Source organism: Collinsella sp. TM06-3, from assembly GCF_003436395.1.
Lineage (GTDB): Bacteria > Actinomycetota > Coriobacteriia > Coriobacteriales > Coriobacteriaceae > Collinsella.
Genome location: NZ_QSPG01000009.1, coordinates 1 through 21343, shown reverse-complemented (window position 1 = coordinate 21343; position 21343 = coordinate 1). Strand labels below are relative to the sequence as shown.

At 60.5% G+C, this 21343-nt stretch carries 13 protein-coding genes; 9 read left to right on the top strand and 4 right to left on the bottom strand.

Annotated elements, in window-relative coordinates; all coding sequences use genetic code 11:
• Positions 1-2: 2 nt before the first annotated feature.
• Genes DXD56_RS05285 through DXD56_RS05275 form a run of 3 tightly spaced genes read left to right on the top strand, consistent with a single transcriptional unit; the run spans position 3 to position 6782 of the window.
• Complete coding sequence (locus DXD56_RS05285; protein WP_117640427.1) at positions 3-5498, top strand: hypothetical protein; 5496 nt, start codon at positions 3-5, stop codon at positions 5496-5498.
• A 1-nt stretch (position 5499) separates the two neighbouring features.
• Positions 5500-6081, top strand: coding sequence for a hypothetical protein (locus DXD56_RS05280; protein WP_117640426.1), 582 nt, complete (start codon positions 5500-5502; stop codon positions 6079-6081).
• Between the two features lie 2 nt (positions 6082-6083).
• Positions 6084-6782 carry a hypothetical protein gene (locus DXD56_RS05275; RefSeq protein WP_117564342.1) on the top strand — a complete coding sequence of 233 codons (699 nt, stop codon included), beginning with the start codon at positions 6084-6086 and terminating at the stop codon, positions 6780-6782.
• A 704-nt stretch (positions 6783-7486) separates the two neighbouring features.
• On the opposite strand, the gene DXD56_RS05270 is transcribed toward DXD56_RS05275, so the two are convergent.
• Positions 7487-9787, bottom strand: coding sequence for an LTA synthase family protein (locus tag DXD56_RS05270; RefSeq protein WP_117640425.1), 2301 nt, complete (start codon positions 9785-9787; stop codon positions 7487-7489).
• 214 nt (positions 9788-10001) lie between these two features.
• Between DXD56_RS05270 and DXD56_RS05265 the strand changes: the two genes are divergently transcribed.
• The 4 genes from DXD56_RS05265 (at position 10002) to DXD56_RS05250 (ending at position 15541) form a co-directional block, all read left to right on the top strand.
• The gene (locus DXD56_RS05265) at positions 10002-10874 is read left to right on the top strand and encodes a nitroreductase family protein (RefSeq protein WP_117640424.1); all 873 of its coding nucleotides are present in this window, start codon (positions 10002-10004) and stop codon (positions 10872-10874) included.
• A 159-nt stretch (positions 10875-11033) separates the two neighbouring features.
• Complete coding sequence (locus DXD56_RS05260; protein WP_117640423.1) at positions 11034-13061, top strand: KUP/HAK/KT family potassium transporter; 2028 nt, start codon at positions 11034-11036, stop codon at positions 13059-13061.
• 136 nt (positions 13062-13197) lie between these two features.
• On the top strand, positions 13198-14823 hold the full coding sequence (locus tag DXD56_RS05255; protein ID WP_089573157.1) for an ATP-binding protein: 1626 nt from the start codon (positions 13198-13200) through the stop codon (positions 14821-14823).
• Between the two features lie 4 nt (positions 14824-14827).
• Positions 14828-15541, top strand: coding sequence for a response regulator (locus tag DXD56_RS05250; RefSeq protein WP_197032188.1), 714 nt, complete (start codon positions 14828-14830; stop codon positions 15539-15541).
• Positions 15542-15635: 94 nt separating this feature from the next.
• Here the strand turns inward: DXD56_RS05250 and rlmKL are convergent, their stop codons facing one another.
• Positions 15636-18203: a bifunctional 23S rRNA (guanine(2069)-N(7))-methyltransferase RlmK/23S rRNA (guanine(2445)-N(2))-methyltransferase RlmL gene (rlmKL, locus tag DXD56_RS05245; protein WP_117640422.1), complete on the bottom strand. Its 2568-nt coding sequence runs from the start codon at positions 18201-18203 to the stop codon at positions 15636-15638.
• Positions 18204-18454: 251 nt separating this feature from the next.
• On the opposite strand from rlmKL, the gene DXD56_RS10040 reads away from it, so the two are divergent.
• The gene (locus tag DXD56_RS10040) at positions 18455-18604 is read left to right on the top strand and encodes a hypothetical protein (protein ID WP_158549343.1); all 150 of its coding nucleotides are present in this window, start codon (positions 18455-18457) and stop codon (positions 18602-18604) included.
• Positions 18605-18656: 52 nt separating this feature from the next.
• On the opposite strand, the gene DXD56_RS05240 is transcribed toward DXD56_RS10040, so the two are convergent.
• Positions 18657-19484, bottom strand: coding sequence for an HAD hydrolase family protein (locus DXD56_RS05240; RefSeq protein WP_117640421.1), 828 nt, complete (start codon positions 19482-19484; stop codon positions 18657-18659).
• Between the two features lie 49 nt (positions 19485-19533).
• Positions 19534-20397, bottom strand: a complete 864-nt coding sequence (locus tag DXD56_RS05235) for a MurR/RpiR family transcriptional regulator (protein WP_117640420.1) — start codon at positions 20395-20397, stop codon at positions 19534-19536.
• A 327-nt stretch (positions 20398-20724) separates the two neighbouring features.
• Here DXD56_RS05235 and DXD56_RS05230 point away from each other — a divergent pair, with 327 nt between their 5' ends.
• On the top strand, positions 20725-21315 hold the full coding sequence (locus tag DXD56_RS05230; protein WP_158549341.1) for an MFS transporter: 591 nt from the start codon (positions 20725-20727) through the stop codon (positions 21313-21315).
• Positions 21316-21343: the final 28 nt, after the last annotated feature.

The window sequence follows — 21343 nt, the reverse complement described above, 5'->3', positions numbered from 1 at the left end:
CTATGAAGATCAAGAACATGAACCGGGGCATGCTTAGCAGGCTGGTTGCCGTCGCAGCGATTGCCCTTTGCTGCGTCATGGCGCTGCCGATGGCGGTGCATGCCGAGGATGTGCCCGAGGCCAAAACCGAATTCCACATCAAAAACGAGGCTGACTTTTTGTCGTGTGTGGCGCTGTCGCGCGAGCGCGATACGTCCGGCTGGCACGTTTATCTCGATAACGACATTGAGCTCGACAGCGACGACATGAAAGACATCGTTGCAAACACCGTTAAGCATCTGTCGTTTGGCAACAAGGAGCATCCGTTTAAGGGCGTGTTCGATGGTCAAAACCACACCGTTGAGGGCCTGAACTACGATAAAGACGCTTTTGACCCCGAGCGCGATACGGGATTTTTTGCCGAGACCAACGGTGCCACCATCAAAAACTTCCTGGTCAAGGACGCCAACGTGTGGGCGGACTTCCGCGGTGGCATTATCGTGGGCAAGGCCGTCAATACGCGCTTCGAAAACGTTATGGTCATGGAGAGCACGCTGCACGTGACCTGCGCCAACAATGCTCTCAACCTCATTACCAACGCAGGCTTTGAGGGCGGTCTCATCGCCGGCGAGCTCGACGGCTGCACCCTTTATAACTGCGAGGTCCGTGGTGGCCGTGCCGTTAACAACACGACTTCGGGCGTACAGGCAATTGGTGGCGAGGGTCTGTATATGGCGGCGTTTGCCGGCTACGTTACAAATTCGACGATTGAGTACTGCCGCGTTACGCCTACGCGCAAAGACGATGGCTCGATTGCCGAGAAGGGCATGACCGACGTCACCAATAAGTACGACGTGGCTATTGGCGCCCTGGGCGGCAACAACGTGTACGCCTCGGGTTTTGTGGGCTGCATGGCGGGCGAGGCCAAGATTATCGACTGCTTCTCGACGGCGCAGTGCTACAGCTATGCCGCGTCATATGTGGGCGTCGTCGCTGTGACGCGTGCGTGGACAGGCGGCCTGGCGGGCCGAATTTTGACCGCCGAGGGCAACGAGCTCGTCCGCAGCCATTTTGCGGGCGATTTGAGTTCGCGCCAGTACAATCCCATCGCCGTGATCCCCATCATTCAAAACGATGTGAACCTGGGCGGTATTGGCGCGCGCGCCAACAAGGATGATGCCAAAGTTACCGAGTGCTACTTTAAGCCAAGCGTGAGCCTTACTGGCAACAGCCAGGGCAACCCTGCCAAAAAGAAAATCCCCTCGTTTGGCGGCGACGGTACCACTAAGGGCGACGGCTATGGCCCGTGGGACGACGAGCGCTATACCACGCGTGAGCTGTGGGAAGAGCATGACTATGATTTCTGTGCCGGTACTAAACGCTCGACTGCTAACGATGAGGCCCTGGGTGGCACGCACGCCAATGAGTGGGCGATGGATTACAAACTGAATATTCCCGTGCATGGCCAGAGCGTTAAGGCAACGACCGATTTTCCCGGCGCGGGCACCGCGACCATCGAGGCAACCAAGCTTGGTATTGATCAGGCGACCTCGGACCCCTACACCTTTGCCGTGAGCGCTGTGCTGGCGGGAACGGCTCAGGGCTTGGCCCAGGGCGATACGTCGGTAACGTTTGAGCAAGAGACCTCCGCAAAGCCTGAAGGCCTGACCGAGGCAAACGAGGGATACCGCTTTACGGGCTGGTTCCGCGAGCCCGGGGTCAACGTGAACCACATCGAGGCCGATAACACCTGGTTTGACGGCAAGACCGATGCCGATGCCGTGACTGCCGGCAAACAGGTCAAGAAGAGTGAGGCGCACGAGCATACGTCGACCTATACCGCCGATAATGCCAAGGGGGTCGACGGTTTTAAGGGCAATGACCTGTTTATCGCTTCGTACGAGGCGCAGGTACTGTTCTATAACGTCAAGGGCGAGACGCTCGCGTGGCAGAGCGGCGAGGAGCACGACAAGTCGACGGACTGGTACCGCTATGGCGTCGGTTTAACGCCGGCTGCCCCTGCGGACCGCGGCACTCTTTCTGCCAGCGCCACCTTTATCGGTTGGACGACGCAGCCGAGTGGCGAGGCCGGGATGCATGGCGGTTACGCGGCCATCACCTCGCCTGAGCTTGCCGAGTTAAAAAACGCCGGTGCGTTCTATCCTGCCGGCACCGAGATCACTGTGCTTGGCCCTACCGATTTTTATCCGGTGTACACCGACTATGTGTCGAACATCATGACGGTGTTTGAGGGCAATGAGCAGGATGCAACCGACGATCAGACTCGGCGCGACGGTGTGGGCAAAACTGACGTTAAGGTTGAGACTGCAGAAGATGGCACAAGCGCGTATACCGTACAGGTGCTCGACGTATCCGGTAAAGCTATATCCGAGGAGGGCCAGCTGCCCGACGGCTATCGTTTCCTGGGTTGGTATGAAAACAAGCAGGCTGCCGATGGATCCCCGGTTGATGTTCGCGTGAGCCGCGATCCGAGCTACAAGCTTCCCGGCAATGTGGACCTGACCGTTCCGCATACCTATACCGCACGCTTTGAGTACCGCGTGGATTACTACATCCGGGCATTCACAAATAGCGGTCTAACGGACAGCAAGCTCCTCTGCTCGGTTTGGAATAAGTACAAGTCGCCCTTTGAGGAAAACGTTGGCGCGACATATGTTCGTGAAAACATTGTCCATTGGGGTGCTGGTACGGATGATTCCGCTCACGTGTTACACGATGATAAGAATCCAGCGGATAAGTGCACTACGGTTCTCTCTGATGCGACGCGAATCGTTGCGCCTATTAACGCCTACTCGCATAATGTGCGTAACGACACTGGCGCAAATACTATCAAGGATATGATTGCCGACACTGATTTTCCAGGAGCCGGTAAACTGAGTGATGAGTGGAAAGCGTCAAGTATTAAAGTTCAATTTTCCCCCGCACATGATAGGTACCACTTCAGTTTTTGGACGCTCGAAAGACCCGACGACGGTTCTTGGACGTATATAGAGAATCCTTTTTCGAGTGCTGTTTTAACGACAGAGCAATATTATGTCCGCGCCATGGTGACCACGGACGTCAACTTCTATGACAAGGATGGCAACGTAAAGCAGGCTGCTACTCGACGCTATGAAAGCAACTTGCTTCAGCAGAAAACGGCGGAAGGTAAAGATCCGACGTTCCTGTATTGCTATCCGCATCTCTATAAGGATAGGACGGTTAATACAAGGCCCTACGACGGAAAGGATGGTGACGTCAATCCCAGTCTGACACTCGAAGCCTCTCCGACCGATGCCGACATGGCCGTGCCTGGCTATAAGTTCCTGGGCTGGATTTCGACCGCCGAGGTTCAGAAGGATTCTGACGTCTGGAAGTATATCTACGACGTCGCCGGCGACTCCTATGTGACGAGTGATCCGGATAAGGCAGAGCCGTATCTGGCGACCGACGAGTCCAAGGTCACCCAGTGGCAGGATGCCTATCCCGTCTACGCAAAGTACGACGTCAGCTACACCACCAACCTGCATCGCGCAGGTTTTGAGGGTACGGACAAGGTCAATGTGCCTAGCTACAACATCGCTCCCGTTATCAACGCGGACACCAATCCTGCTACGGCAACGGTGACCCCTGACGTTACGACGCCGGTTTATAAAGCAGGCGGTGAGCTGTATAAGTTGCAGAAGGTTGAGATCGAGCTTCCGAACGGCGAGATCAAGACGCTTCCCTACGATGTGGAGCATGGTACTTGCTCTTATCCGGTGGAACCTGGCGGAGCCTATACATTCGTGGCGTACTATTCGCCGTTGGCGGTTGTGTACCACCTCAATGCCACGGATGTGGACGGCAAAGTTGCTCAGCAAGACGATATGCTCGGCAACCTTAATGGCGGCATCCCGAAGCCTACTTATGACGTCAGCACTATCGATGCGGATACAGGCAAGTTCAACGTCTTCGTGGGCTGGACGGAAGCCGAGCCGGCACCTGGCAAGGGCTATGTCGCTTGGTCAGAGGGCATCCGTATGGTGAGTGCTTCTACCGTGGTCAAGGCCCCCATGGAGCTGTACCCGGTCTACCGTCCCAGCCTGGTTACCGTTCAATCGAACATTGACTCTAAACTTGCGAATCCCGATCTTGTCCGTAGCCTCGGCCGCACTGATTCCGGCGACCAGATTTCTCTTGAGGTCAAGGCCGCCGAGGAGGTTGAGGGCACTGACGGCACCAAGTACGACTTTGTCGGCTGGTCGCGCGATTATGTCAATGACGGGCAGTACACCCTGATGACTGACGATGAGAAGTATCCCCTCGAGGGCAGCGAGCCCTTTGAGAGCGTGACCTACACTGCGGTGTACAAGAAGACGCCGCTTAAAGTGCGCTATCACGACACCGAAGGCAACGTCATCTACACCGCTACGGTAGACCCGAACGATACGAGTGTTCTGCGTGGCCAGGATGGCAATGCCGGCTTTGTTCAGACAGTTAAGGTGCCCAAGATGGACGAGAACGGCAACCCGGTCTATGACGACAAGGGTGAACCCGTCATGGAGCCAAAGGAAGTGGCCTACGATCCCGAAGCCTACTCCGCAATCGTCGCATTCCTGGGCGAGCGAGCGGATAGCAGCTTGAAGGAGTTGTTCTTGGAGTGGCAGTGGGTTAATGGCGACAAAGCTGTGGCGTGGAGCGACTTCAAGGGTAAACCGGTTACAGCCAACATGGATTTGTATCCGGTGACGTATAAGGTCGTCGCTAACGACACATCGGACGATGCGAGCCCTAAGAATGTGACCGGGCAGCTCAAGTGGTTGCTTGATCCCAATGCCGCGAACACGATAGATGACAAGAGCGATAAGGCGCCGTTCAAGGCTTGCTTTGCAAAGCCCTTCATGGGCACGCAACTGACGGTGCACGTTGACCGCGTGGGCTATGGTCTTCCTGGCCAGACTCCTGCGCCTGTCAACGGGAAGTATGTCTCGCTTTACAGTTCGGGTTCAGGCGAGGGCTCGTTTGAGCTGACGAATCGTTTGGACTACAAGCTCACGGGCGACGGCACTCAGAGCGATGGCAATGCGGTGTTCGATTTCGCCGCTACGCATACGCTCAAGATCGTCAAGCAAACCCAGGATAGCTGGGCGAAGGGCAAGACGTTCCGCTTCAAGGTTTCCCGGGCCGGCATGGACGGCAACGCCTTGGAGGAGCGCACGGTTGAGGTAACGGTGTCATCGGATGCGCAGCTGAAGGACGGTTCCGCCTGGTACTCCGGCGCTATCGAGCTTGCGGTCCCGGCGGGTATCTACACCGTCGAGGAGGATTCAGCGTGGGCATGGCGCTACAGCAGCCAGATCGGCGTCCCTGGCAAGCAGCCGGGCGATAAGGCGCAGGCGACTATCTCCGCTGCATCGAGCGCGAACGATGCCACGTTCACCTGCACGAACACGCGTGTGAACGACAAATGGATCGACGGCAGCAATCGTGCCCATAACGTTTGGAGCAACGGCAACGTAGCAAAGAAGGAGGATTAGCATGTCCAAGCGCAAGCGCATCATCGCCTTGCTGGTGGGGGTTATCCTCCTGGCCGGTACGGCAGGCACGTTGGCCTGGCTTTCGGTTACGGGCGTGCTGGTCAACCAGTTCGGCATCGGGTCGGTGACGCCATCGGTTCAGGAAACGCTCAACGGCAAAGTGAAAAGCGATGTCAAGGCGAAGAACACGGGTACCGCGCCCGCCTATATTCGTGCTGCAGTGGATATCTACTGGCAGGACCAGGATGGCGCACGCCTGTGGGATGAGCCGAAGGAGGAGCCGAAGGGTGAGGCGGATTACGAGATTGCGTGGAGCGTGGCTGATGCCTCGGGCGCGAACTCGGCTTATAACTGGGTTAAGGCGAGCGACGGGTTCTATTACTGGACGTCGCCCGTCGCTCCCGGCGCGGAAACCGGCGTGCTCATTAATAGGGTTACCGAGCTCAAGGCAACCGAAGGTCGCAATCTTGTCGTGGATATCTCCACTCAGGCGGTCCAGGCGACGCCCGATGAGGCCGTGCACGACGCATGGGGTTGCTCGGTCGAGAATGACGTGCTGGTGCCGCCGCATGGAGGTGCGTAAGTATGGCGTTCCCGATTCGTAAAGGTGTTGCGCGCTCCTTGCGTTGCATGGTCGCGGCCATTTTCTGCGTGGTCGCGCTCGCTGTTCCCGCCCGTGCGTTTGCCGATACTCCCGCGATTGCCTATGACGGAAATGCGCGTCAGCTGACGGTCTCGGGGGCGACGGACTCCTCGGGGGAGCCCGATCTGTTTTTGGCCTTTAAAGATCTGATGCCTGGCGATGTGCGTGATCAGCAGATAGAGATTCGTGCCACGGGCGTAAAGTCCCAGGTGCGCGTGTTTGTGCGTGCCGTTGTCGATCACGAGACGGCACGCCTGCTGTCGCCCATTACCCTAACGGCGTCGGCGGGCGATGGCTCTGCAGGTTGGCTCCAGACAGGAACACCGGGCAGCGCGTTCGCTTATCCCACGCAAATCGCCACGTTTACGAGCGATGGCAGCACGGTGCTTAATTTGCAGCTAAACGTTCCGACATCGGTGGGCAACGAGGTTGCCGACGCAAACAAGACCATTCGCTGGGAGATTACCGCCGAGGACGATGGCGAGAAGATTCCCGTGCAGTCTGCTGACAGCAAGAAGCCCGGCTTGCTTGGTCTGGCGGCAACGGGCGACAACACGCTCACGTTGCTTTTGGTGTTGCTGACGCTTGCAATCATCGCATTTATAGCCGCACTTCTTTTGTCCCGGAGGGATAAGCGCTAGGTTCATCTTCTAAACGCAACGCCCTCCCGGGCGGCGGGCACGAAGTTCCCTGCTCTACAGTCCTGCGCAAGACGAAGGCCACATTAAGTGGCCTTCTTTGCGTGCGGAACTCGCGATGAACTTCGAGCCCGCCGCTCGGGAGGGCGCCCCTTTATTGACGGAAGGCCTAATAAGCGGATATTCCATGCCCGGATGTATTCAGAGCGGGACGGGCTTTCCGGATGGGCGGTGTTTCGGAAAGTGTGTCCCAGAATCGGCGCTCAGAGTGGTCCCCACTTTCCGGTTGATGTCTTGTCCGGAAACTATGTCCCGGAATTAAGGCTTGGAATGGGATGCACTTTCCGGTTGAGAGCCTTAGCGGAAAGTGCGACCCGGAATTTACTCTTGAAGTGGGATGCGCTTTCCCAACAGGCCCTCAAGCGGAAACTGCGTCCCATTCCGAAGGCAGATTCCGGGACACACTTTCCGAATACAAAGAAGGCCACTTAATGTGGCCTTCAACTTATATATGTTCAGCGGATACCCCCATGACAAGCCGTGCTCCAACAACAAGGCGTCTGTCCGGGCGGAGGCATATAAGGTTCATCGCGAGTTCCGCACGCAAAGGAGGCCACTTAATGTGGCCTCCGTCTTGCGCAGGACTGTCCGAGCAGGGAACCTTATATGCCTCCGCCCGGACAGACGTTTCAGTTATGAGCGACCCGCTACTTGATCTTCGTCGTGCCCGGTGCCAGGTTGGGGTCGGTCTCGTTGGCCTCGGTCTGGAAGTGTTCGGTGTACACGTTCTTGCCGTCGCGGAACATCTCGTAGTACTGCATCTTCGCGTAATCCTCGCGCGCCTTGGTGGCGGCTGCTGCTGCGGCGTCGTCACCGGTGACGTTGGAGGAGAGCGCCCAGCGCAGGCTGGCGTCCTCGTAGCCCACGGAGTTGATAGCGGGCAGCGACTCGCGCAGCGTCATGTGCGCCTTCTGGTAGTCGGTCAGCGGTGCGCCGATCAGCTGCATGAGCTGGGTGGACAGATAGTTGGTGGACAGGTCGTCGACCTCACTCGTCTGGTTGCAACCGGCAACGTCGTAGTTAGCCCAGATGATGTAGTCGGTCTGCCACAAGCGCTCCTGGTGCGTGGCGTCGTCCTCGCCGGTAAACCACTTGTCGTTGAACTTGGACGGGAAGAACGGCTGATGGTCGCCCCAGAACACCACGACCACCTTGCGGTCAAGTTTGCTCAGAGCGTTGAGGAAGTAGCGCAGCGCCTGGTCGGACTGCTCGATGCACGAGACGTACTCGTCGACATCGGAGAGCGTGCCGTCCTCGATGGTCTTAGCGTCCAGGTCGGTCGTGTCGATGTTGAGATGCATCTGCTTGTCGACCGGCAGCAGGCCCGTATCGTAGCCCGAGTGGTTCTGCATGGTCACGTCGAAGATAAACTGCGGATCGGCGTTCTGGTCGAGCAGCTCAAGAATCTTGTCGTAGGTAGCCTGGTCGGTCACCATGCCGCGCAGGGTGTCGGCTCCCTGGAAGTCGTTGATGGACAGGAACTGGTCAAAGCCAAAGTCCTTGTAGACGTTCTCGCGGTTCCAGTTGGTGGCGTGGTTGGGGTGCATGGCCGTGGTGGAATATCCGAGCGATTTGAACTGCTCTGCCAGGTTCCCGGTCGTCTCCATGTTGTAGATGGTGTAGGGGTACACGCCCGAGCCCAGGTTGGCCATGGAGTTGCCGGTCATAAACTCAAACTCGGTATTGGCGGTACCGCCGCCGTAGGCGCTCACATAGAGCTTGCCGCGGCTGAGGCAGTTGGACAGGTTCTTAAAGTACTGCGGGCCCTCGTAGCCGGCGCGCATGTTCTGGTAGATGGACAGGTCCGAGAAGGTCTCGTTCATGATGGCGATGACCGTGGGCTTCTCGCTGCCGAATTGCTCCTTTGCGGCGGTGCGCTCGCCACTCTTGGCGGCGTCGGACTTGTCGTAGGCCTTGGCGTACTTTTTGAGCGTGGCCTTGGCGTCATCGACGGAGTAGTCGGCGGGTTTGGGCGGCTTGATGGACTGCGCTGCACTAATAAAGGCGGGCAGGTAGCCCTCGCGCCAGTAGCTCTCGAGCGGGCGCCAGGTGTAGACGGTGATGCCGAGGGTGTTGTAGTAGTCGATGAGCGTGACATGCGCGGTCACGCCGCCCAGGCACAGCACCGCCACGAGCAGGTTGGTGAGCAGCATGCGCTTGGCGTTGGCGGCACCCTTCTGACGGTGCGGTGCCACCAGGCCGGCGTACTCGCACAGCAGCATGGCGATGGCGGTAAAGCCCATGGACAGCACGCAGAACAGCGAGATCGAGAAGGTGTAGCCGTTGCCGGCGACCGCGGCGGCGGTGGAGATGGCCGAAAGGTCGCCCGGCTGGATCGGCATGGATTTAAACGTGATGACGAAGAACTCGGCAATGCCCAGGACAAAGAGGGCAAAGGCCAGGACCGCGGGAGCTGCGCCGTGGCGCTGGAATAGGAAGAACAAGCCGGTCATGAGCACGGTGATGATGGCCCACTCGAGCAGGATGCACAGGGGGTAGACCCAGGTAAAGTCGTGGTTGGACGAGACCTCCATGCCCAGCAGCGCAAAGACGCCGGCGAGCAGCAGGCATAAGACGGCGGCGACGAGCGGTTTGCCCACAAAGGCGCCGCGCAGGCGGGCGAGCTTACCGGTGGGGGCGGGCGCATCGGGCCCGGCGAACGCAAAGACGCGCGGTGCGATGCGGTCGCGGGCGATGCTGGCCCAGGCGCATCCGGTGAGGATGGCATTGGTCAGGATGAGCATCACAAAGGCGAGCGGCTCGTTTTGAGCGACGAGGCCCACGGCGCCCCAAATGGTCAAAAAGAGCTGGAACAGGCCGAAGGCGACGCTCCACCCAAGAGCGCTTTTGGCAACGGTGCCCGACTGTGCGCGAATGGCCTTGGCCTCGCGCAGGACAAGGTAGACGGTCGCCGCAAGACCGACGAGCGAGATGGCGGCAGCGAACATGCTGAGACTCCTCACAAACTTAAAACCTACGAAAGCGGGGGTTTACCCGATTGTTACCAAGATATGCGCAGCATTTGACGGCTACGCACAACAACCAGCCATAATAACGCGCGTGAGTGGCGGTGTTGCGCAATGGAGCGCCCACCTGCGCGATAATGGACGGGAATTACACGGAAACGTAAAGGCTTCTTAAAGAAATGGCGAGGGTAGGGCGATGAGCGAGCAGGTTTGCAAGGCGGACATGGGCGGCGACGGAGCTGCGGTCGTGGATACGTACGGCTATCCGGTCGAGACTACGGGCAACGCGGTGCTGGACATTTTGGAGCATCGTTCGTCCACGCGCGCTTTTGCGCGCGATGACAACGACCGTCCCGTAGCGGTGACTGACGAGCAGCGGGCGGCGATTTTGCATGCGGCGAGTCGCGCGCCGTCGGCGGGCGCCATGATGATGTATTCCATCGTGAGCATTCGCGAGCAGGCTACGCTGGACCGTCTGGCCGACCTGTGCGACCATCAGCCTATGATTGCCAAGGCGCCCTGGGCACTTATATTTGTGGTCGACTATGCCAAGTGGATCGATCTGTTTGAGCATGTGGGCTGCTTTGAGCCCGAGTTTGTAGAGCGCACGGGCAAGTCGCCCCGTCGTGCACCGGGTTTGGGCGACTTTGCCATCGCGGCCCAGGATGCCGTGATCGCTGCGCAAAATGCCGTGGTCGCTGCCGAGGCCCTGGGGCTGGGAAGTTGCTACATCGGCGACATCGTCGAGAATGCCGAGGAAGTGGCCGAGCTGCTGGATCTGCCTCCGTATACCATGCCGCTGTCGATGCTCATCATCGGCACGCCTCGCAAAGAGCGCCCGGCGATCGCGCATCCCGTGGTGAACCTGGTGCACGAGGAGCGCTACCGCCGTGCGGACGACGCGACTATGGATGCGCAGGTAGCCGAGATGGACGCGATGTTTCGCCCGCATGCCCACGAGGTGGGGGAGCGCGTCGTGGACATCTATACCCGCAAGCACACGAGCCCCTTTATGGCCGAGATGAGCCGCTCCATGGAGTGGTGGTTCAAAAACTGGCTCGGCAAGTAGCTAATGTGACAAAGGGACAGTCCCTTTGTCACGTTCCATATCGCCGCGGTGGCCTAAAGACTGTATAAATCTTTATCTAGCTGGGAAAACGGTGCCGTGCAAGCGCAGGCCGATTGCCTATAATCCCTTCGAACATTAAAGTTGGGAGGAAACCGGCTTATGGAACAAAAGGCCAAGGAGGCAGCCTCGCACGCTGCGATTCCTGTGAGCATCTCGGCGATGCTCGTCACGCTGGGCGTGGTGTACGGCGATATCGGCACCAGCCCTATGTATGTAACCAAGGCGCTCGTTGCCGGCAACGGCGGCATCGGAAGCGTCACGCAAGAGTTCGTACTCGGCGCGCTCTCCCTTGTTGTGTGGACGGTCACGCTGCTGACGACCGTCAAGTACGTGCTGATCTCGCTGCGCGCCGACAACCACGGCGAGGGCGGTATCTTTGCCCTGTACAGCCTGGTTAAGCGCTGCGGCAAATGGCTCATCATCCCCGCCATGCTGGGCGGCGCGGCACTGCTCGCCGATGGCATCCTCACGCCTGCCGTTACCGTGACTACGGCTATCGAGGGCTTGCGCACCATTCCGGCAGTCCATGCTGTGTTGGGCGACGATCAGGCCCGCGTCGTGGCCATCACGCTTGCCATCATCATTGTGCTCTTCTTGGTGCAGCGCATCGGTACGGCAAAGATCGGCCGTGCCTTTGGCCCCATCATGACGCTGTGGTTTCTGTTCCTGGGCGGTACGGGCCTGTTCTTTGTCTGCCAGTATCCCGCGGTGCTGCTGTGCCTCAACCCGGTGCGTGGCATCGCTTTTCTGCTGAGCCCCAACAACCATGCGGGCATCATGATTTTGGGCAGCTGCTTCCTCGCTACCACCGGTGCCGAGGCGCTCTATTCCGACATGGGCCATGTGGGCCGCGGCAACATCTATGCCACCTGGCCGTTCGTTAAGTGCTGCCTGCTGCTGTCCTACATGGGCCAGGGCGCGTGGCTTATCAACAACGCCGGCAACCCGGAGCTCATGGGTATCGCCGACCTCAACCCCTTCTACCAGATGCTCGCCCCGGGTCTGCGCCCCTTTGCCGTCGGCCTTTCCACCGTCGCGGCCATCATTGCCTCGCAGGCGCTCATCACCGGCGCATTCTCGCTGGTGTCCGAGGCCAGCCGCCTGGACCTCATGCCGCATATGCAGGTCTTTTATCCTGCCGAGACCAAGGGCCAGCTCTACATCCCCATGGTCAACAACGTTATGCTCGTGGGCTGCGTCGTCGTGGTGCTGCTGTTCCAGAACTCGGCGCACATGGAGGCCGCGTACGGCCTGGCCATTACCCTGACCATGATGTGCACGACAATGCTGCTCTTCTTCTATCTGCACGTGGAGCGCAATCTCAAGGTCGCGCCGTGGATCTTTGCCGCCTTCTTCCTTTTGCTCGAGGGTTTCTTCTTTGTGAGCTCGCTCACCAAGTTCTTCCACGGCGGCTACTTCACCATCCTCATGGCTGCACTCATCATGGGCATTATGGTGTGCTGGTACAACGGCACGGCGGTCGAGCAACGTCAGTTTACGCTGCTGCCGCTGCGCAGCTATCTGCCGCAGCTCAAACGCCTGCGCGACGACGATCGCTACGAGCTCATGAGCGACAACATCGTGTACCTGACCAAGGACACCAACACCGACTATATCGACCGCGATATCGTCTACTCGATTTTGGATAAGCACCCCAAGCGCGCTCGCGCCTGGTGGTTCGTGAATGTCGAGACCATGGAGGAGCCGCATACCTTTGCCTACTCGGTCGAGACGTTCGGCACCGACTACGTATTCCGCGTGCATCTGTACCTGGGCTATAAGATCAACCAGCGCGTCAATGCTTACCTGCGCCAGGTTGTTCAGGACCTGGCTGCCAGCGGCGAGCTGCCGGCGCAGACGCATGACTACTCGGTCTACAAGGACCCGGGCAACATCGGTACGTTTAAGTTCGTCATGATCCGCAAGCTGCTGGCGCCCGAAAGCGACGTGGAGCCCAGCGAGCGTACGGCCATCACGCTCAAGTACATCATCCGCCGCGCCGCCGGCACGCCTGCGCGCTGGTACGGCCTGGAGAACTCCAACGTGAGCTTTGAGTACGTGCCGCTGTTCACCAAGTTTAAGGCCGTGAGCAAGATGCAGCGCCTGGCTCCCGACGAGCGTCCGTAGTCGACGTCTGCTGTTTGTCTAGCGACCGCAGGCTGCAAAGGCTATACACTTGAAACCACCACAAGGAGGCCACCACCGCAAAGGTGCCAGTCCCCTTTGTGGTGGTTTTTGTTTTTGAGAGAGGGGCGGGGCGCTGATGGACGTCCGTGCGGACGGCGATATTGCCGAGAACTTTTGGTGGCGGCGTACAACGCTGACGCGTCGCAGCCCTCTGTATGACGCCTGCGTATCGGCGGGGCTGCTAGCCGCGGCGACGATTGTGGGCGCGCTGCTCGACCATCCGGGGCTCGCGCCGAGCATCATGATCGTCTATGTGTTCGCCGTGCAGCTGTGCGCTTTCTTTACCTGGAGCCGCCTGTACTGTCTGCTGAGCTCGGCTGCCGCCGTGGCGCTCTACAACTTCTTGTTTGTCGACCCGCGCTACGCGCTGTCGTTTATCGACCGCGTCTATCCCGGCATGTTCTTTATCATGTTTGCGGTCTCGCTCGTATCGAGCTCGATCGCGCTGGCCCTGCGCCGCGCCTTGGCGCAGGCTGCCGCCAGCGACCGTCGCACGCAGATGGTGCTCGAGACCAACCGCATGCTGCAGCGGTGTGGCGATCAGCAACAGATTGTGCACGCTATGGCAACGCAGCTGGCGCGTCTTTCGGACTGTCCGGTCGTGTGGTATAGCGCCGATGCCGATAACGATGACCTGCTGCCGCGCACGACGTACACGGCCGTGGGCGATGCCGCGCCGGTACACCAGCTGGCGCCGCAGATGCCGCCGCGGCTCTCGGCGTCCGCCTATGTGGGAACGCCGCTCGATGCCACCTATGGCGCCTCGGCGTTCTACGGCATATACCTGACCGTGCGCTCGGGCGACACCATGGTGCGCGCGGGCGATCCCGCCTCGGTGGTGGGGGTGTTCGCCATTGTCGCCGAGCCCGATGCGCTGACGCCCGAGGAGCGGACGCTTGCCGATGCCATCGTGAGCGAAGGCGAGCTGGCGCTCGATCGCGCCCGCGCCATGGAGGCCCGCGAGGAGGCGGCGGTGCTCGCCAAAAACGAACAGCTGCGTGCCAACTTGCTGCGCTCCATCTCGCACGACCTGCGCACGCCGCTTACCAGTATTTCGGGTAATGCCGATGTGCTGCTCGACCAGGGCTCGACCGGCACGGCCGTGCTCGACGACCAGACACGCCGCGGCATGCTCCTATCCATTCGCTCGGACGCGCAATGGCTCAACGCCACTGTCGAGAATCTGCTCGCCATCACCAAGCTCGAGGGCGGCGGTATGCACCTGTCGACCACGCTCGAGCTCATGGACGATATCGTCGAGGAGGCGCTGCGCCACGTAAACCCGGCCGTGCGCGAGCACGACCTTAAGGTGGTGGCGTGCGATGAGCCGGCGCTTGTCAACGTCGACGCGCGCCTGATGGTGCAGCTGGTGGTCAATCTGGTGAACAACGCCATCGCCTATACGCCTGCGGGCTCGCATATCGTGATCTCGATTGGCGTCCATGATGGATGCGTGGCGTGCTCGGTGGCCGATGACGGCCCGGGCATCGCGCCCGAGGACCGCGAGCGGATCTTTGAGTCGTTCTACACCGCCAACCATGGCCTGGCCGACAGCTGCCGCAGTGTGGGCTTGGGGCTTTCGCTCTGCCGCTCCATTGCGCTGGCACATGGCGGTAGCATAGAGGTTACCGCGGCGGACCCGCACGGTTCGGTCTTTACGATTGAGCTTCCCGCCGCCGACGTTTCGTTTGATAAGGAGTAGCGCTGTGCCGAACTCTGCCGTGAAACCGCTCATCTTGGTCGTTGAGGACGATCCCGCCGTCCGCAACCTTATCGTCGCCGCGCTCGAGGCGCACGGTTTGCGCCATATGGCTGTGGAGACCGCCCACGCCGCCATCGCCGCCGCTTCGTCGCAGGCGCCGAGCATTGTGCTGCTCGATCTGGGCCTGCCCGATATGGACGGCGTCAAGGTGGTGGAGTCGGTGCGCGCGTGGTCGGGCATGCCGATCATCGTGGTTTCGGCGCGCAGCGAGGACGCGGACAAGATCCGAGCGCTCGATGCCGGCGCCGATGACTACCTGACTAAGCCGTTTTCGGTCGAGGAGCTGCTCGCGCGCATTCGCACCACGCTCAGGCGCCTTTCGTATGCGCAGGCGGGCGGTGTTGTCTCCGAGGGCTCGTTCGATACCGGCGAGTTGCATATCGATTTTGATGCCGGCATCGCCACGATGGATGGCGAGGAACTGCATCTGACGCCGATCGAGTACAAGCTCTTGTGCCTGCTGGCACACAACGCCGACAAGGTGCTGACGCACCAGTTTATCCTGCACGAGATTTGGGGCACGGCGACCAAGAGTGACCTGGCGAGCCTGCGTGTCTTTATGGGTACGCTGCGCAAGAAGATCGAGTCCGACCCCGCGCACCCGCGCTATATCCAGACGCACGTGGGCATTGGCTACCGGCTGGTCACCCAAGGCTAGGACGGCACCCGCCATCCCAATATGAGTTGCGGTGAAATACGGTCTAAATTTGCCTAATTCCAGGCAAAACAGTCCGTATTCCACCGCAACTTTGTTATTTGCCCTTGGGCTTGCTGGCGTAGAACTTCTTCTTTTTTGGCTTGCCGGCAGGGGAGGGTTTGGCGGCAAAGTTCGACTTGCCGTTGCCGGCCTGCGCGTGCGCGGGCGATGCTGCGCGAGGCTTGCGGGCTTCGGGGTTGCGCAGCTCCTCGGTTCGCTCGGCAATCTCCTCGGCGCTAAAGCCGGCTTCGGCCATGGCGTCCTCGATGGGCAGGCGGCGCACGATATAGCAATGGTGCACCTTCTGGTTGCGCGCGAAGTCCTCGGGGATGGTCTGCGCCGTAATGTCCTCCAGCACGACGCCCGCGCGCGCGAGCTTGCGCGTTTCGGGGCGGAAGCCGCGCAGATTGCAGCTAAAGATGGCATGACCGCCCTGTGCGAGCAGGCGCGACACGCCGGCCAAAAGCTCAACATGGTCGCGTTGAACATCCCAGGTGCGGCGGCCCATCTTGGACGAGTTCGAAAACGTGGGCGGGTCGACAAAGATCAGGTCCCAGCGGTTGCGCGTCTGACGCTGGTCGCGAATCCAGGCGAGCACGTCGTCGCGCACAAAGTGATGCTGCGGGCCCACAAAGCCGTTCTGACGCATATTGCGCTCGGCCCAGTCCAGATAGGTATTGGAGAGGTCGACCGTCACGGTCTCCTCGACGCCGCCGTCTGCCGCATAGCAGGTGGCAGTGCCGGTGTAGGCAAACAGGTTGAGGAAGCGGCGCGCCTGCTTGGCGTGCTCGCGCACTAGGTTGCGGGTGACGCGGTGGTCCAGGAAGATGCCCACATCCAGATAGTCGTCAAAGTTGACGGCAAAGGTGAGCCCGCCCTCTTCGATGAGCGGGAGGCGACGGCGCGCGATGTTGGCGCGCTCGCCCGAGCCGCCCTTGCCGGCGCCCTGCTTGCCGTACTGCGAGCCGCCGCGCGAACGCATGCGGGCCTTGGCGTGCACGTGCTCGGCCGGAACATCCAGGATGCGCGGCGCGATGGCCAAGATATCGAGCATGCGGGCCTGGGCCAGCGCCGGGTCGATGGTCTTGGGCGCCGCGTATTCGGCGATGACGAGCCAGCGGCCTGGAGTCTGTGGGCAACCCTCGTACAGGTCGATGGCGGCGGAGTAGTCGGGCAGGTCGGCATCGTAGACGCGGTAGCAGCTTACGCCCTCGCGGCGCGCCCACTTGCGACGCAGGCGGGCGTTCTTGCGCAGGCGGTTGGCGAACTGCTCAGATTCAGGGATGAGCACGGGCAGCGGCTTGCCGTCGCCCAGGTCGAGCGTGGCGGCGGGCTCGGGCATGACGGAAGCGGTGGCTTCGTCGCTGACTTCGTTGGCATCCGCAACTTCGGCCTCGGCATCCGCGCTGGTCGCAGCCTCAAATGCTGCGGCGGCGTGGTCGAGAGAGGGCCAGACTTCGATGGTCGCCTCCTCGTTGTTGGGCATGACGGCGATTGAGCGCTCGGGCTCGGCGTGGAGTGCGCGGGCCAGCAATCCGTCGCGGGTGAGCGCGGCGACCGGCGCCGCGGCAAGCTCGGGCGCGCGGCGCAGCTCGCCGATGAGCGTCATGGTGTCATGCATGAGCGAAAGCGGTGTCTCGGTCGCATCCGCGACCACGGCGGCACCGGCAACGGCGCCCGCATGGTCCAGTACGGTGGCGGACTTGGCGGCGCAAAATTCGACAAAGCGCTTGTAGCCGGCACACTTGACCATGCGCTCAGCGGTCTTGCGGGCGGCAGGGTCAATGTCCACGGCGACGATGCGTGCCTGGCGCTCGCGCGCTGCCGCCTCGCGCTCGCGTGCCTCGGCAAGTAGCTGCTTCCACAGAGCGGCGTCGTGCAGCTGCCAGCCTTCAAAGCCCCAGCGCTCGCGTGCAGCGCCCGGGGCGCGGTCGGTCAGAATGTTCACGGCCTCTAGCAGCAGACCGCCGCCGGCGCATGAGGCGTCGACCAGCGTGGGCAGAGCCTCGTTCTCGTAATCGTCGGCCGTCAGCTCGCGCTCGCATAGCGCGGTCCAGCCGACCTGCGAAAGCACCAGGGCGGCGTAGTCGGGGCGCAGCACGTGCGTACCCTCGCCGGCGCGGGTCGCGGCAGGCGGCAGGCGTTTGAATAACGGATCGCCCGAAAGGTCCAGGCTTATGCTCGCACGGCGCTGACGCAGCGAAAGCAGCAGGTGAACGTCGGGATCGGCGGCGTCGACATCGGCGCGACGTCCTGTGGTCTCGGCCAGACGGTCGCACAGCGCGTCCTTGGCGCGCAGGGCCGAGAAGCGCGTGTTGCGCAGCTGCTCGGTCACGCCGCGGGCGGTAATGGCGATGGTGGCGCCGGGGCGGATGATGGTCTCCCAGGCGATGTCGTAAACGCTATCGTACAGCTCGTCGGCATCCTGCGCCTCAAAGCGCTCGAGTACCACGAACACGCGGCTCGCCAGGCGCGACCACAGGCACGCGCGATAGCCCTGCTCAAGCTCGCCCTCAAACGTAGCGCGGCCCTTCAGGCGGCGGACATGCGAAAGCCCGAGGCGTTTAAGCTCATCGGCGAGTGCGGACTCAAAGCCCTCGGGGCAGCTTGCATAAAATTCCATGGGTGACCTCTCTGGTTGCGTCGCTCCATTATATGATGGATGCTTCGTTTGCCATCGCCCTCGAAAGGAACCCATATGATTGATGCGTGCCCCTTGATTCCCATTTTCATTGCAACGGCCTCAGGACTCGGGGCCTCGCACAGGCTCCCGCCGCCTTACAGAACTGAAAGCTGGGCGTAGGGCAAATCTATGGCACGTGACCTGCGATTGCTCGGCCATAGATGGCGTAATCGAGGCTAAGGGAGTGCATCATGCGCAAGGGAAACGAGAGCTGGTTCTGGCACGCGAACGACATGGTGGTGACGGGCGACATGAACCCCGTGGTCCGCGTCCTGTGGGCCGCGCTCATCGTAGGCATCGGCGTCGCGACGATGGCCACGCTCTGGATCGTCACGAGGTAGCGCGCCACGAACGGATGACGAGGCACGCGGCGCATGCCACGCTGGCGGAACCCTAGCCTCGCTGCTGGACAATCTGTTCGATGAGCTTCGCGACGGAGTCCTCGGCTGCGTTCCCGATCAGGTGATGGGCCGCGGCCTTCGCCTCTGGCATCGCGCCCGCGACTGCGTAGGAGTTCGGCACCTTTTCGAGGAGCGTCACGTCGTTTTCCGAGTCTCCGATAAAAGCGACCTCGTCCAGCGTGACCCCAAGGCTGCCGAGAAGCGCGTCGAGTCCGTTTACCTTGCTCCAGCCAGCCGGAACAACATCGAGGAAGAATGGGACGGGCGAGGGGAAATCAAGTTCTGGGCAGGCTTCCTTGCATCGACTCCGAACGACTTCCGTCGGGGCGGAGCTGACGTTGACGAAGATGCCGGCGGTTATGACGTCACGGTTCGTGGGCACGTCTCCGAGCGCCATGTCTCTTCCGGAGTCCTTAACGACTTCCAGGGCGAATTCGTCGCCAGGCTCGACGGCGCAGAGGAACTGCTCGCAGCGTTTGCCTGTCTCATCGACATCGGCGACTAGCCAGAGTGACGTCCCCGCGTAGGGGCGTACGGCGCTATCGAGCTTGACGAGGGCCTCCGTCGAGAGCGTCTTTTTGAACACGAGTTCGCCGCTGGAGAAGACCTTCTTTCCGTTGGCCATGATGCCGGTCGAGAAACAGCGCGCGTCGCCGTCAAAGGCATCGGCCAGGTCGGCGTAGTCGCGGCCGCTTGCGGGGCCGAACGCGATGCCCGCATCAAGCGCCGAAAGAATCGCGCTGTGCGTGCGCTCCGATACGACCCTTGAGCCAAACGGCAGCAGGGTCCCGTCCATGTCTGCGAGGATGAGCTTTATCAAGGGGTCCTCCCGTTTCGGTCTGGGCGTCGGTGCGCCGGTGTGCGTCGTCCTAGCTGTATTGCCTGTCTCCCAAGAGATTCTTCGAGATGATCCTGTTAAACTCTACCGGGTCATCCCAGCAAGAGGTCAGGAAGAGGAACAGCAGCTCGATGACGAAGTTGATCGAGCTGTGCGAGAAGGCGACCTCGGTTCCGGTGATGGCCTGATCTCGCGAGATGGCTCGGATGATATACGTGGCACGCTTCGCGAGCGGCGTATCTGGGTTGTCTGTGATCATGATGATGGGGGTGTTCGAATCCTCGGCAGAGTCGAATATGTTGACGAGGCGCTTCGAGTATCCGGACGTCGAAATGACGAGCAGGATGTCATTCTCCTTGAGGCTGGTTGCGGCGGAGACCATGGCATCGGTGGTACTGGGGCAAAACGCCCTGACTCCAACCTGTGAGAGCTTGAACGCCGCGTTTACGCCCATGCTAATCGAGTTGCCGACGCCCGCAATCAGGACGAGGTTGGCGTTGTGGAGCAGATTGACGACTGTCGAAAAGTCATCGGAGTCAATGAGCGAGGCGGTTTGGGAGAGCTCCTTGACCTTGTGAGACAGGACGTACTTAATGGAGCCCTCGACGTCGTCCAGAGTAACCTTGCCGCCCGTGGCCTTTTCCTCGCCGGAGGCCCTGCTGATGGATATGCCGAGCGCCAGACGCATGTCCGAATAGGTTCGGTAGTCAAGCGTCCTTGCGAACCTCGAAACAGACGCCGGTGACGTACCGGTTCCTGCGGCGAGTTCGCGGACGGTCATCGTTGCGACGTCCGACGGGTGGTCGAGCACATACGTTGCGATTGCCTTCTCCGAGGGGGATAGGCTGTTCATGACCGCGCAGATGTGGCTGAGCACATCCCCTGTCTTATCCATGGTTACTCCTTGGCCCTAGTTTGCTTCGTATCTTAGGTCAAGAGAGGTGAAAATAAAGCAAAATGTTTCATAAGCGGTGAAATAGCGTTTCACCGCTGATTTCCTACCGTTCACGGTAAATCGGTGCTTCCCCGGCGCAATCTCATCTTGAGCTGCTATCTTATGAGCCGTGAAACAACGGCACGAAAACGATGAAACAACAGAACATTGTTCCAACGCCTCACAACTTTGTTTCACGCTAGATGGCGAATCACTTCGAAGCCCAGACAGGCACCCGGCGAGCAAGAAGGGAGAAGCACGATGCACAACGCCAGGACAAACGCAAGCATGACTTCGCTGTTCTTCGCGAACGTCCTCTACTGGGTCTGCGCGGGCGTGTACTCGCCGTTCCTCTCCGCTCACTACACGAGCCTCGGCCTCAGCGCAGCCCAGACCGGCATCCTCCTCGCGGCGACCCCGGTGTGTGCGCTCGCCATCCAGCCGCTCTGGTCGACGATCGCCGACAAGCTCGGGCGCCGCCGCGCGGTCATCGTGATCCTCTGCCTTGCGGCGGCGGTACTCGCTCCGCTGTATTACCTGGCGTCGACGTTCGTCCCGGTCCTTCTCGTAACCTTTGCGTTCTCGGCGTTTTTCTCGGGGCTCCTGCCCCTGAGCGACTCCCTCGTCATCGAGCTCGCGGATCGCTCTGGCCTGGACTTTTCTCGCATTCGCATGGGTGGCACTATCGGCTATGCCATCGTCGTCCTGATCGTCGGTCGGCTGCTCGACATGGCTCCTCAAATCCAGTTCGCGGTGGTCTCTGCCGCGCTGGTGGTCTTCGCGGCTCACATGTGGCGCCTCCCCGAGGCGGGAATTCGCGCCAATGCCGCGGACGATTCCAAGGTCTCCCACGGAAAGGGCCTCCTCTCGCTCATATGACCCAATCCACTGTCAAGGGCCACAATGG

Excerpts from the sequence above, each read along its gene's own strand:
- DXD56_RS05285 (WP_117640427.1), top strand. The coding sequence starts at position 3 with ATGAAGATCAAGAACATGAACCGGGGCATGCTTAGCAGGCTGGTTGCC.
- DXD56_RS05280 (WP_117640426.1), top strand. The coding sequence starts at position 5,500 with ATGTCCAAGCGCAAGCGCATCATCGCCTTGCTGGTGGGGGTTATCCTC.
- DXD56_RS05275 (WP_117564342.1), top strand. The coding sequence starts at position 6,084 with ATGGCGTTCCCGATTCGTAAAGGTGTTGCGCGCTCCTTGCGTTGCATG.
- DXD56_RS05270 (WP_117640425.1), bottom strand. The coding sequence starts at position 9,787 with ATGTTCGCTGCCGCCATCTCGCTCGTCGGTCTTGCGGCGACCGTCTAC.
- DXD56_RS05265 (WP_117640424.1), top strand. The coding sequence starts at position 10,002 with ATGAGCGAGCAGGTTTGCAAGGCGGACATGGGCGGCGACGGAGCTGCG.
- DXD56_RS05260 (WP_117640423.1), top strand. The coding sequence starts at position 11,034 with ATGGAACAAAAGGCCAAGGAGGCAGCCTCGCACGCTGCGATTCCTGTG.
- DXD56_RS05255 (WP_089573157.1), top strand. The coding sequence starts at position 13,198 with ATGGACGTCCGTGCGGACGGCGATATTGCCGAGAACTTTTGGTGGCGG.
- rlmKL (WP_117640422.1), bottom strand. The coding sequence starts at position 18,203 with ATGGAATTTTATGCAAGCTGCCCCGAGGGCTTTGAGTCCGCACTCGCC.
- DXD56_RS10040 (WP_158549343.1), top strand. The coding sequence starts at position 18,455 with ATGCGCAAGGGAAACGAGAGCTGGTTCTGGCACGCGAACGACATGGTG.
- DXD56_RS05235 (WP_117640420.1), bottom strand. The coding sequence starts at position 20,397 with ATGGATAAGACAGGGGATGTGCTCAGCCACATCTGCGCGGTCATGAAC.
- DXD56_RS05230 (WP_158549341.1), top strand. The coding sequence starts at position 20,725 with ATGACTTCGCTGTTCTTCGCGAACGTCCTCTACTGGGTCTGCGCGGGC.